We start from the raw sequence: 11,999 nt of genomic DNA on the forward strand, positions 1-11,999 counted from the left end.
ACTTGAGCACATCGCCACCACGGCGCAGAATGCTCTACTCTGAGGTGCCCGCCTCCCTCTCTTTGAAGGAAATGCAATGACCCGTCTCCGTGTCCTTTGTGCCGCCGTTGCCCTGGTTTGCGCCAGTGGCCAGGTACTCGCTGCCACCGCCAGCCACAACGCTGCTGCCGAGAAATTCCTGACCCTGGCCAACGCCGACAAGCTGGGCACCCCGGTGTACATGCAAGTGCAGCAGATGTTCGCCCAGCGTTTCGCCCAGACCAAGGCCCCGGCCGCCAAGCAACCGGTGCTGGAAAGCTACCAGGCCAAGGCCAATGCCGCCCTGGACAACGCCATCGGCTGGAACAAGCTGAAGCCGAAGATGGTCGACCTGTACACCCAGACCTTCACCGAGCAGGAGCTGAAAGACCTGGTCAAGTTCTACGAATCGCCGCTGGGCAAGAAAGTGCTGCGTGAAATGCCCAAGGTCACTCAGCAGTCGGCACAGCTGACCCAGCAGAGCCTGGAGCCAGCAGTACCGGTGGTGAACAAGCTGCTGGAAGACATGACCAAAGAGCTGGACCCGAACGCAGGCAAGGCCGCCGCACCAGCGAAGAAGTGAGTACGCCGCAATGACCATGCAACAACGTATCGAACAGCAACTGGCCGCGCTGGCGCCGCAACACCTGCAAGTGCTCAACGAAAGTCACATGCACAGTCGTGGTCAGGAGACCCACTACAAGGCCGTGATCGTCAGCGAGCAGTTCGCCGGGTTGAACAGCGTCAAGCGCCACCAGAAGGTGTACGCCACCATGGGTGAGCTGATGGGCGAGATCCACGCCCTGGCCATCCACACCTACACCGCCGAAGAGTGGGCCAAGGTCGGCGTTGCACCGGCCTCGCCGGTGTGCGCCGGCGGCGGGCACTGAAACCTTTCTGTTGTTCTGGTAGAATCCTGCAAAATCCGGGGGCCGCTTTGCGGCCCTTTCGCGACACAAGGCCGCTCCCACAAAAACCGCACTAGCCATCAGGTTACGCGCTCCCCTGTGGGAGCGGCCTTGTGTCGCGAAAGGGGCGCAAAGCGCCCCCATGCTTTTCTATACCGTCAAACCCGGTCCGCCCCTTACGAGGGCAACCACCTGGAGATTCCGTTACATGTCTCAAGCCATCGTCGTCGCGGCGCTGTACAAGTTCGTCACCCTGGAAGACTACGTCGAGCTGCGCGAGCCGCTGCTCAAGACCATGCTCGACAACAACGTCAAAGGCACCCTGCTGCTGGCCCACGAGGGCATCAACGGCACCGTATCGGCCACCCGCGAAGGCATCGATGGCCTGCTGGCCTGGTTGCGCAACGACCCGCGCCTGGTCGATGTCGACCATAAAGAGTCGTATTGCGACGAACAGCCGTTCTACCGCACCAAGGTCAAGCTCAAGAAAGAGATCGTCACCCTCGGCGTGCCGGGCGTAGACCCCAACCAGGCCGTTGGCACCTATGTCGAGCCCAAGGACTGGAACGCCCTGATCAGCGACCCGGAAGTGCTGCTGATCGACACTCGCAACGACTACGAAGTGGCCATCGGTACGTTCAAGGGCGCCATCGACCCGAAGACCGAAACGTTCCGTGAGTTCCCGGAGTACATCAAGGCCAATTTCGACCCGAGCAAGCACAAGAAGGTCGCGATGTTCTGCACCGGCGGCATCCGTTGCGAAAAGGCCTCCAGCTACATGCTCGGTGAAGGCTTCGAGTCGGTCTATCATCTTAAGGGCGGCATCCTGAAATACTTCGAGGAAGTGCCTCAGGAAGAAAGCCTGTGGGACGGCGACTGCTTCGTCTTCGACAACCGGGTTACGGTGCGCCATGACCTGAGCGAAGGCGAGTACGACCAGTGCCACGCCTGCCGCCATCCGATCAATGCAGAGGAGCGCGCGTCCGAGCACTATTCGCCAGGTGTCAGCTGCCCGCATTGCTGGGACAGCCTGAGCGAGAAGACCCGGCGCAGTGCCATCGACCGGCAGAAGCAGATCGAGCTGGCCAAGGCCCGCAACCTGCCGCACCCGATCGGTTACAACTACAAAGCCGAGGCTTGAAGCATGTCTGCACGCCTGATCTATGTGATGGACCCGATGTGCTCCTGGTGCTGGGGTTTTGCGCCAGTGGCCGCGGCCCTGATCGCCCAGGCGCGTGAGGCAGGCGTGCCTGCCCGCTTGGTAACGGGCGGGCTGCGTACGGGCGGCAGCGCCCTGGACAGCTCCACTCGCAAGTACATCCTGGAACACTGGCAGGCGGTGGCTGATGCTACCGGCCAGCCGTTCCGCTTCGAGGGGGCCATGCCTGACGGTTTCGTCTACGACACCGAGCCGGCCTGTCGCGCCCTGGTCGCGGCCCGCGAGCTGGATGCCGAGCGCGTCTGGCCGCTGCTGGCGTTGATCCAGCGTTCGTTCTACGAGCAGGGTACCGATGTGACCACCGCGCCGCAGCTGGTCGAGCTGGCCTCCCAGAGTGGCTTCGACCGTGCCGCGTTCGCCGAAACCTTCGCCCGTGCCGATACCCGCGCCGCCACCGCGGCCGACTTCGCCTGGGCCCAGGACCTGGGTATTGCCGGTTTCCCGACCTTGCTGGCCGAGCGCAATGGCCAACTGGCCTTGCTGACCAACGGCTACCAGCCGCTGGAGCGCCTGCAACCCTTGCTCGGCCGCTGGCTGCAGCAGGCCGCCTGTGCTTGATGTACCAGGGTCACCCGACCCGGTACCGGGCAAGCCATACACTGCGGGCGATCGACTGAGCTGGGCGGAAATCCGCCGCCTGGCCCTGCATCACAAGAAAAACCTCTGGTCCGCCAACCTCATTGCGTTACTGGCGGCGTGTTGCAGTGTGCCCATTCCGCTGCTGCTGCCGCTGTTGGTGGACGAAGTACTGCTCGGCCATGGCGATGCCGCGCTGAAGTGGATGAACCACCTGCTGCCGTCCAACTGGCAGGTAGCAGCCGGCTACATCGGCCTGATGCTGGCGCTCACCCTGTGCCTGCGCCTGGCTGCGCTGGCGTTCAACGTGATCCAGTCCAAGCTGTTCGCCGGGCTGGCCAAGGACATCGTCTACCGCCTGCGCATCCGCCTGATCGAGCGCCTCAAGCGTATTTCGCTGAAAGAGTACGAAAGCCTGGGCAGCGGCACGGTGACCACCCACCTGGTCACCGACCTGGACACCCTAGACAAGTTTGTTGGCGAAACCCTCAGCCGCTTCCTGGTGGCCATGCTGACACTGACCGGCACGGCGGCGATCCTGATCTGGATGCACTGGCAGCTGGCCTTGCTGATCTTGCTGTTCAACCCGCTGGTGATCTACTTCACCGTGCAGTTGGGCAAGCGCGTCAAACACCTGAAAAAGCTTGAAAACGACAGCACCGCGCGCTTTACCCAGGCGCTGGCGGAAACCCTCGATGCCATTCAGGAAATCCGCGCTGGCAACCGCCAGGGCTACTTCCTTGGCCGCCTGGGCCTGCGTGCCCGCGAAGTGCGCGATTACGCCGTGGACTCGCAATGGAAAAGCGATGCCAGTGGCCGTGCCAGTGGCCTGCTGTTCCAGTTCGGCATCGACATCTTCCGCGCGGCGGCCATGCTGACCGTGCTGTTTTCCGACCTGTCGATCGGCCAGATGCTGGCGGTGTTCAGCTACCTGTGGTTCATGATCGGTCCGGTGGAGCAACTGCTTAATCTGCAATATGCCTACTACGCCGCCGGCGGTGCGCTGAGTCGCCTCAACGAGCTGCTGGCGCGTGCCGACGAGCCGCAATACCCGGCCGCCAGCGACCCGTTCGCCGGCCGCGAAACGGTGGGCATTGACGTGCGCGACCTGCGCTTTGCCTATGCCGACGAGCCGGTGCTCGACCACCTCGACCTGTCTATCGCCGCGGGTGAGAAGGTGGCGATTGTCGGTGCCAGCGGCGGCGGCAAGAGCACGCTGGTGCAGCTACTGCTGGGCCTATACAGCGCCCAGGCCGGGACCATCCGCTTTGGCGGGGCCAGCCTGCAGGAAATCGGCCTGGAAACCCTGCGCGAGAATGTCGCGGTGGTGTTGCAGCACCCGTCGCTGTTCAACGACAGCGTGCGTGCCAACCTGACCATGGGCCGCGACTGCAGCGATGATGCGTGCTGGCAGGCGCTGCGCATCGCTCAGCTGGATGCCACCATCGCCGCCTTGCCGCAAGGCCTGGACAGTGTGGTGGGGCGTTCAGGCGTGCGCTTGTCCGGTGGCCAGCGCCAGCGCCTGGCCATTGCCCGCATGGTACTGGCTGAGCCCAAGGTAGTGATCCTCGACGAGGCCACCTCAGCGCTGGATGCCGCCACCGAGTACAACCTGCATCAGGCCTTGGCGTGCTTCCTCAGCGGCCGCACCACGCTGATCATCGCCCATCGCTTGTCGGCGGTGAAACAGGCCGACCGGGTACTGGTGTTCGATGGCGGGCACGTGGCCGAAGACGGCGACCATCAGCAGCTGATTGCCGAGGGTGGGTTATACGCCAAGCTTTATGGGCACCTGCAGCAGAGCTGACTATCTGGCTGCCTTCACCGGGCTTATGGGAGCAACTGTCTTGCTCAATTTCTAAAAGCTGGTGCGATCCCTGTGGGAGCGGGCTTGCCCGCGAACACGGGCGAAGCCCGTGCCATCCACCGCGGTGTCTTCTTCGCGGGTAAACCCGCTCCTACAATGGCCAGCGCATACGCTGTACAAATTCCCCGATTCCTTGTCATAAAAATCCCCTTCACAGCGATGGCAAATGGCCTACGCTGTGCTTGTCTGGGTCGATTTACGCCTTATCTGCTCTGTGACAGGGACTCCATGAAGGGAAATCGCACACTCGAAGCGCCAAAGTTGCTCGGCATCACATGGCCTTTCATCGCCGTCGTGGTCCTTCAGGTGGCGTTGGGCAGCCTTAGCCTTTATACGCTCTCGGCCGTGCGCGCCTATGTCGCGGGCGAAAGCCTGTGGTCCAAGGCGCAGAAAGATGCCATCTATTACCTCAGTCTGTACGGCGAGACGCAGGACGACAGCACCTACCAACGCTATCGCCAGGCCATTACCGTACCGCAGGGTGACCATCGTCTGCGCGAAGTGCTCGACCACCCCAGCCCTGATCTGGACGCCGCGCGACAGGCGGTTCTGCAAGGTGGCAACCACCCTGACGATGTCGAGCGGATCATCTGGTTCTACCGCAACTTTCGCCATGTCAGCTATATGCAGACAGCCATCGATTACTGGGACATCGGTGACGACTATCTGGCCAAGCTGGATGTACTGGCCGGTGAAATGCGCCAGCGTTTTGCCAATGGCCCGGTGGATGCCGACACCGTCAGCGACTGGAAGGCCCGCATTGTCGCCATCAACGAAGGCGTGACCCCGGCGGCCAAGGCGTTCAGTGATGCCTTGGGCGAAGGCTCGCGCATGTTGCTGCGGGTGCTGCTGATCACCAACCTGCTGACCGCGATGTTCCTGATCGCCATTGCCTGGCGCCGCTCCAGCAAGCTGTTGGCCCAGCGCCAAGCCTTTGCCAGCGCCCTGCAGGAAGAAAAAGAGCGTGCGCAGATTACCCTGCAGGCCATCGGGGATGCGGTGATCACCACCGATGTCGAAGGCAGTATCGGCTACATGAACCCGGCCGCCGAGCAATTGACCCACTGGCAATCCGGGCAGGCCCAGGGCCTGCCGCTGTCGGCGCTGTTCAGCCTGGTGGACGAACACGCCGAGGAGGACGGGCGCAGCTTGGTCGAACAGGTGCTCAGCGGCAGCCTCAAGGGCGGCTCCGAGCATGCCCGGCTGATCCAGCGCCTGGACGGCAGTACCGTGTCGATCAACCTGGTAGGCTCGCCGATCGTCAATGATGGCCAGGTCAGTGGCATCGTGCTGGTGCTGCACGATATGACCCAGGAACGCCAGTACATCGCCAATCTGTCCTGGCAGGCAACCCACGACGCCCTGACCGGGCTGGCCAACCGCCGCGAGTTCGAGTACCGCCTGGAACAGGCGCTCAACGACCTGGCGCGCCAGGCCGGGCGGCATTCGCTGATGTTCCTCGACCTCGACCAGTTCAAGCTGGTCAACGACACCTGTGGCCACGCTGCCGGCGATGAGTTGCTGCGGCATATCTGCGCGGTGCTGCAGTCCGGCCTGCGTGAGGGCGATACGCTGGCGCGGCTGGGCGGCGATGAGTTTGGCGTGCTGCTGGAAAACTGCCCGCCCGACCAGGCCGAGCGCATTGGCGAACAATTGCGCCAGATGGTGCAGAGCCTGCACTTCGTATGGAAAGGGCGGCCGTTCGTGACCACGGTCAGCATTGGCCTGGTGCACATGGCCCAGGCGCCCGGTACCCTGGAGGCTTCGCTGCGCGCCGCCGACATGGCCTGCTACATGGCCAAGGAAAAGGGCCGAAACCGTGTACAGGTGTACCACGCCGACGACAGCGAGCTGTCCATGCGTTTTGGCGAAATGGCCTGGATCCAGCGCCTGCATGTGGCCCTGGAAGAAAACCGCTTTTGCCTCTACGCCCAGGAAATCGCCCCGCTCAAAACCTTCGAGGGCCCGGGCCATATCGAGATTCTGTTGCGTCTGCACGACGAAAGCGGCCGCACCATCCTGCCCAGCAGCTTTATCCCGGCGGCCGAGCGCTACGGCCTGATGACCGCGCTGGACCGCTGGGTGGTACGCAATGTGTTCATGGTCATACGCCAGTGCCTGGAAGAAGGGCGTGAAGGGCCGTTGTCGACTTGTGCCATCAACCTGTCAGGGTCCAGCATTGGCGACGACAAGTTCCTTGAATACCTCCAGCGGTTGTTCGTCGAATACGCCATTCCGCCGCGAATGATCTGTTTCGAAATTACCGAAACCAGCGCCATTGCCAACCTGGGCAGCGCCATTCGCTTCATCAATGAGTTGAAAGGGCTGGGTTGCCGTTTCTCGCTGGATGATTTTTGCGCCGGCATGTCCTCGTTCGCCTATCTCAAGCATTTGCCCGTGGACTACCTGAAGATTGACGGGAGTTTCGTCAAGGACATGCTCGACGACCCGGTCAACCGGGCCATGGTCGAGGTCATCAACCATATCGGCCATGTGATGGGTAAGCGCACGATCGCCGAGTTCGTCGAAACACCCTTGATCGAGCAGGCCTTGCAGGAAATAGGCGTGGATTACGCCCAGGGCTACCTGATCGAACGCCCCCAGGTGTTCACCTGTGACAGTCTGCAGCGCCAACGGATCGCCGCCCGGCCTCTGTTGCAGCGAGCACCTGGCACGTTTCGCTAGTTGGAAATCACAAGGATCAAGGAGCTGAAAGTGATTGACGCATTCGTTCGTATCGGGCCTTTGATGGACCCCGCCAGTTACCCCCAATGGGCCCAGCAACTGATTGAAGACTGCCGCGAGAGCAAGCGCCGGGTGGTTGAGCATGAGTTTTATGCACGTTTGCGCGATGGCCAGCTGAAGCAATCGACCATCCGTCAGTACCTGATCGGTGGCTGGCCGGTGGTGGAGCAGTTTTCGTTGTACATGGCGCATAACCTGACCAAAACCCGCTATGGCCGGCATCAGGGCGAGGACATGGCGCGGCGCTGGCTGATGCGCAACATCCGTGTCGAGCTCAACCATGCCGACTACTGGGTGAACTGGTGCCAGGCGCACGGTGTGCACCTGCACGAGTTGCAGGCGCAAGAGGTGCCGCCCGAGCTGAACGGCCTGAACGACTGGTGCTGGCGGGTATGCGCCACCGAGAACCTGGCCATTTCCATGGCGGCGACCAACTACGCCATCGAAGGCGCGACCGGTGAATGGTCGGCGGTGGTGTGCTCGACTGACACCTATGCGCAGGGGTTCCCTGAAGAAGGGCGCAAGCGGGCGATGAAGTGGCTGAAGATGCATGCCCAGTATGACGATGCGCACCCGTGGGAGGCGCTGGAAATCATCTGTACCCTGGCCGGTGAGAACCCCACCCTGGGGTTGCGTAACGAACTGCGCAGGGCCATTTGCAAGAGCTACGACTGCATGTTCCTGTTCCTGGAACGCTGCATGCAGCTGGAAGGGCGCCAGCAAGGCCGTATGCGACCGGCGTTGGCTGCGGGCTGATCGTTCGCTTGCACCGGCCTCTTCGCGGGTGAACCCGCTCCTACCGGGTTATGCGATCCCCTGTAGGGCGGGTTCACCCGCGAGAGGGCCGGTACAGGCAAAACATCATTGGGCGTTGAACGCCTGCCCGTTCACCCCTGTGCTGTCCGGCCCCATCAGGTACAGGTACACCGGCATGATCTCTTCGGGCAGCGGGTTGTTCTGCGGGTTTTCGCCAGGGTAGGCCTGGGCCCGCATTGCCGTGCGCGTGGCGCCTGGGTTGATGCTGTTGGCGCGCACCGGCGCCACGCCTTCCAGTTCATCGGCCAAGGTCTGCATCAGGCCTTCGGTGGCGAACTTCGACACGCCATAGGCGCCCCAGTAAGCCCGGCCCTTGCGCCCGACGCTGCTGCTGGTGAACACCACCGAAGCGTCCTCCGACAGCTTCAGCAGCGGCAGCAGGGTGCTGGTGAGCATGAAGGTGGCATTGACGTTGATGTGCATCACGCGCATGAAGTTGTCGCCCGACAGCTGCTCCAGCGGCGTGCGCGGGCCGATGATCGACGCATTGTTGAGCAGGCCATCGAGGCGGCCGAACTGGCCTTCGATCATGGCCGCCAGCTCGTCGTACTGGTGTGGCAGGGCGGTTTCCAGGTTGAACGGGATGACCACCGGCTGCGGATGGCCGGCGGCTTCGATCTGGTCGTAGACTTCGTTCAGGTTGGCCTCGGTCTTGCCCAGCAGCAGCACGGTGGCACCCAGTGCGGCATAGGCCTTGGCAGCCGCGGCACCAATGCCACGGCCGGCACCGGTAACCAGGATGACCCGGCCTTGCAGCAGGTCGGGGCGGGCGGTGTAGTCGAACATGGTTCTGTCCTTCGAGTTCGTGTGGGCGGCCTGGGGCTATTGTAGGAGCGGGTTTACCCGCGAATGCGTCCGATCAGGCGCCAGTGTTGTCTGGGCTGGCGCATTCGCGGGTGAACCCGCTCCTACAAAGAGGCGGTGCCCGGTCATCGGTCTGGGTTCAGCAGCCGCACAGCGCGCTGTCGATCACTTTGCGCAGTTCCAGTGGGTGGTCCACCACCACGTCGGCACCCCAGTTGTTGGGGTTGTCCTCTGGATGAATATAGCCGTAGCGCACCGCCGCCGTGCGGGTACCTGCGTCGCGGCCAGACTCGATGTCGCGCAGGTCGTCGCCGACGAACAGCACACTGGCCGGGTCCAGGTTCAGCGTCTTGCAGGCCAGGATCAGCGGCTCGGGGTCGGGTTTGCTGTTTTTCACGTGGTCCGGGCAGATCAGCAACGCCGAACGCTCGGCCAGGCCCAGCTGCTGCATGATCGGCTCGGCGAAGCGCACCGGCTTGTTGGTGACGACGCCCCACAGCAGGTTGCCTTTCTCGATGTCGGCCAGCAGCTCGGTCATGCCCTCGAACAGCTTGCTGTGCACCGCGCAGTCGCGCTGGTAACGCTCGAGGAACTCCAGGCGCAGGGCCTCGAAGCCGTCAGCCTCCGGGTCCATGGCGAACGCAGTGGCGACCATGGCGCGGGCGCCACCCGAGATCACGCCACGGATCAGGTTGTCGTCAACGGCCGGTAGCCCGCGGTCGGCGAGCATGGCCTGGCAAATGGCGATGAAGTCCGGCGCCGTGTCCAGCAAGGTGCCGTCCATGTCGAAGAGTACTGCTCGCAAACGCATGCTTATTCCTCGCGCAGGGTCTGGATCATGTAGTTGACGTCGACGTCGCTGTTGAGCTTGTAGTGCTTGGTCAGCGGGTTGTAGGTGAGGCCGATGATGTCCTTCACCTGCAGGCCTGCATCGCGGCTCCAGGCGCCCAGCTCGGACGGGCGGATGAATTTCTTGAAGTCATGGGTGCCGCGCGGCAGCATCTTCAGGATGTACTCGGCGCCGACGATGGCCAGCAGGTAGGCCTTTGGGTTGCGGTTGATGGTGGAGAAGAACACCTGGCCGCCCGGCTTGACCATGCGGTAGCAGGCGCGGATCACCGAAGACGGGTCGGGCACGTGCTCGAGCATTTCCAGGCAGGTCACCACGTCGAACTGTTCGGGCATTTCCTCGGCCAGGGCTTCGGCGGTGATCTGCCGGTATTCCACCTGCACGCCGGACTCCAGCTGGTGCAGCTGAGCCACCGCCAGTGGCGCCTCGCCCATGTCGATACCGGTGACCGTGGCGCCGCGCAGGGCCATGGCTTCGCTGAGGATGCCGCCACCACAACCCACGTCCAGCACTTTCTTGCCGGCCAGGCTGACGCGCTCGTCGATCCAGTTGACGCGCAGCGGGTTGATTTCGTGCAGCGGCTTGAACTCGCTTTCGCGGTCCCACCAGCGGTGGGCCAGCGCTTCGAACTTGGCGATTTCGGCGCGGTCGACGTTGCTCATTGAACAGTCCTCTGAAACTTCGCAAAATTGCGCCGGAGTATACCCGAGCGCTTGGCCGCGAGGGTCGCTATAATCGCCGGTTTTTGATATCCGAATGACGGGGAGAGGCGATGCGCGAGCGACTTTTGGCGGCGGAGAAGGTGACCGCGATCCGCTGGCAGGGCGGCGCCTTGCACCTGCTCGACCAGCGCCTGCTGCCGTCGGAGGAGCGTTGGCTGGCCTGCGACAATGTTGCGCAGGTGGCCGCAGCCATCCGTGACATGGCAGTGCGCGGCGCCTCGGCGATCGGTATTGCCGCAGCTTACGGCCTGGTACTGGCCCTTGAAGAGCGGCTGGCCGAAGGCGGCGATTGGGAAATGGAACTGGAAGACGACTTTCTCACCCTCGCCGAAGCGCGTCCTACCGCCGCCAACTTGTTCTGGGCGCTGAACCGCATGCGCGAGCGTCTGCTGCGCCTGCGTCCGGAAGAAGACGTTCTGGCGGCGCTGGAGGCCGAAGCGGTGGCCATTCACGAAAGCGACCGTGAGGCCAACCTGACCATGGCCCAGCAGGGTATCGAGCTGATCCGTCGTCATCAGGGCAATGCCCAGGCCCTGCTCACCTTCGGCAACGCCGGCGCCCTTGCCAGTGGCGGCTTTGGCACCGCACTGGGGGTGATCCGTGCCGGCTACCTGGAAGGCATGGTCGAGCGGGTTTATGCCGGTGAGACTCGCCCTTGGCTGCAGGGCTCGCGCCTGACGGCCTGGGAGCTGGCCAACGAGGGCATCCCGGTGACCCTGTGCGCCGACTCGGCGCTGGCGCATCTGATGAAGACCAAGGGCATCACCTGGGTGGTGGTGGGCGCGGACTGCATCGCTGCCAATGGCGACGTGGCCAGCAAGATCGGCACCTACCAGTTGGCGGTCAGCGCCATGCACCATGGTGTGCGCTTCATGGTGGTGGCGCCGAGCACCAGCATCGACCTGAACCTGGCAACCGGCGAGGATATTCCCCTGGAAGAGCGTGACGCCGACGAGTGGCTGGACTTTGGCGGTGCCCCGGCGGTACGGGATGTGCAGGTATTCAACCCGGTGTTCGACGTGACCCCGGCCGACCTGATTGACGTTATCGTGACCGAACGGGGTGTTGTCGAGCGCCCGGATACCGCCAAACTGGCCCAGTTGATTTGCCGCAAGCGCCTGCACTGATACCCCGGTAGAACGCGTACTTTGTGGGAGCGGCCTTGTGTCGCGATAGGGCCGCAAAGCGGCCCCGGGATGTCGGCGAAGAAGCAAAAATTGCCGGGGCTGCTGTGCAGCCCTATCGCGACACAAGGCCGCTCCCACAATGACCGTGCACTGCCGTACAGATCTCCCCACCGCCCCCGCCTTTGTGATAATATCCGGCAGTTTCCAAGACCGCCCAAAGTGGCGGCCTTCATTGCGCAGATCCATGGCACAACTCATTGATTTGTCGTAAGTCGTCGCACCCTTATGCGCTGCGGCGGCGAGCTTCGTTCGGCCCTTGATGGAGCTGCGAAGTTTCACCAGAAAAA

11 protein-coding genes are annotated in these 11,999 nt (G+C 63.0%); 8 read left to right on the forward strand and 3 right to left on the reverse strand.

Translation table 11 applies throughout. From position 1 onward, the window contains the following. Positions 1-76: 76 nt before the first annotated feature. The 7 genes from ACK59Z_RS12720 to ACK59Z_RS12750 all read left to right on the forward strand — a co-directional run bounded on the left by ACK59Z_RS12720 (position 77) and on the right by ACK59Z_RS12750 (position 8,089). Positions 77-601, forward strand: a complete 525-nt coding sequence (locus ACK59Z_RS12720) for a DUF2059 domain-containing protein (protein WP_003252642.1) — start codon at positions 77-79, stop codon at positions 599-601. A 10-nt stretch (positions 602-611) separates the two neighbouring features. Further along, positions 612-908, forward strand: a complete 297-nt coding sequence (locus ACK59Z_RS12725; protein WP_003252644.1) for a BolA family transcriptional regulator — start codon at positions 612-614, stop codon at positions 906-908. Positions 909-1,134: 226 nt separating this feature from the next. Continuing rightward, positions 1,135-2,067, forward strand: a complete 933-nt coding sequence (locus ACK59Z_RS12730; protein WP_003252646.1) for a rhodanese-related sulfurtransferase — start codon at positions 1,135-1,137, stop codon at positions 2,065-2,067. Positions 2,068-2,070: 3 nt separating this feature from the next. Continuing rightward, complete coding sequence (locus tag ACK59Z_RS12735) at positions 2,071-2,703, forward strand: DsbA family protein (RefSeq protein ID WP_003252648.1); 633 nt, start codon at positions 2,071-2,073, stop codon at positions 2,701-2,703. Next, positions 2,696-4,528: an ABC transporter ATP-binding protein gene (locus ACK59Z_RS12740; protein ID WP_003252650.1), complete on the forward strand. Its 1,833-nt coding sequence runs from the start codon at positions 2,696-2,698 to the stop codon at positions 4,526-4,528. The genes ACK59Z_RS12735 and ACK59Z_RS12740 overlap by 8 nt, the downstream gene beginning before the upstream one ends. A gap of 288 nt (positions 4,529-4,816) precedes the next feature. Continuing rightward, on the forward strand, positions 4,817-7,273 hold the full coding sequence (locus ACK59Z_RS12745; protein ID WP_279913864.1) for an EAL domain-containing protein: 2,457 nt from the start codon (positions 4,817-4,819) through the stop codon (positions 7,271-7,273). Between the two features lie 30 nt (positions 7,274-7,303). After that, positions 7,304-8,089, forward strand: coding sequence for a TenA family transcriptional regulator (locus ACK59Z_RS12750; RefSeq protein ID WP_003252654.1), 786 nt, complete (start codon positions 7,304-7,306; stop codon positions 8,087-8,089). 105 nt (positions 8,090-8,194) lie between these two features. Here ACK59Z_RS12750 and ACK59Z_RS12755 read toward each other — a convergent pair whose 3' ends face one another. The 3 genes from ACK59Z_RS12755 to ubiG form a co-directional block, all read right to left on the reverse strand. Then, a complete protein-coding gene (locus tag ACK59Z_RS12755) occupies positions 8,195-8,935 on the reverse strand; it encodes a YciK family oxidoreductase (protein WP_003252656.1) in 741 nt (246 codons plus the stop codon). 157 nt (positions 8,936-9,092) lie between these two features. After that, positions 9,093-9,764, reverse strand: a complete 672-nt coding sequence (gene mupP / locus ACK59Z_RS12760; protein ID WP_108190297.1) for an N-acetylmuramic acid 6-phosphate phosphatase MupP — start codon at positions 9,762-9,764, stop codon at positions 9,093-9,095. Positions 9,765-9,766: 2 nt separating this feature from the next. Beyond that, positions 9,767-10,465 (reverse strand): bifunctional 2-polyprenyl-6-hydroxyphenol methylase/3-demethylubiquinol 3-O-methyltransferase UbiG, encoded by a 699-nt coding sequence (ubiG, locus tag ACK59Z_RS12765; protein WP_003252662.1) that lies wholly within the window; start codon positions 10,463-10,465, stop codon positions 9,767-9,769. A gap of 110 nt (positions 10,466-10,575) precedes the next feature. On the opposite strand from ubiG, the gene mtnA reads away from it, so the two are divergent. Next, entirely contained in the window at positions 10,576-11,652 is a 1,077-nt protein-coding gene (mtnA, locus tag ACK59Z_RS12770) for an S-methyl-5-thioribose-1-phosphate isomerase (protein ID WP_004575797.1), read from the forward strand. The last annotated feature ends 347 nt before the right edge of the window (positions 11,653-11,999 follow it).

The organism is Pseudomonas sp. KCJK9058 (assembly GCF_046230975.1).
Lineage (GTDB): Bacteria > Pseudomonadota > Gammaproteobacteria > Pseudomonadales > Pseudomonadaceae > Aquipseudomonas > Aquipseudomonas alloputida.

Coding starts and splice junctions, on each gene's coding strand:
- ACK59Z_RS12720 (WP_003252642.1), top strand. CDS start 77: ATGACCCGTCTCCGTGTCCTTTGTGCCGCCGTTGCCCTGGTTTGCGCC.
- ACK59Z_RS12725 (WP_003252644.1), top strand. CDS start 612: ATGACCATGCAACAACGTATCGAACAGCAACTGGCCGCGCTGGCGCCG.
- ACK59Z_RS12730 (WP_003252646.1), top strand. CDS start 1,135: ATGTCTCAAGCCATCGTCGTCGCGGCGCTGTACAAGTTCGTCACCCTG.
- ACK59Z_RS12735 (WP_003252648.1), top strand. CDS start 2,071: ATGTCTGCACGCCTGATCTATGTGATGGACCCGATGTGCTCCTGGTGC.
- ACK59Z_RS12745 (WP_279913864.1), top strand. CDS start 4,817: ATGAAGGGAAATCGCACACTCGAAGCGCCAAAGTTGCTCGGCATCACA.
- ACK59Z_RS12755 (WP_003252656.1), bottom strand. CDS start 8,935: ATGTTCGACTACACCGCCCGCCCCGACCTGCTGCAAGGCCGGGTCATC.
- mupP (WP_108190297.1), bottom strand. CDS start 9,764: ATGCGTTTGCGAGCAGTACTCTTCGACATGGACGGCACCTTGCTGGAC.
- ubiG (WP_003252662.1), bottom strand. CDS start 10,465: ATGAGCAACGTCGACCGCGCCGAAATCGCCAAGTTCGAAGCGCTGGCC.
- mtnA (WP_004575797.1), top strand. CDS start 10,576: ATGCGCGAGCGACTTTTGGCGGCGGAGAAGGTGACCGCGATCCGCTGG.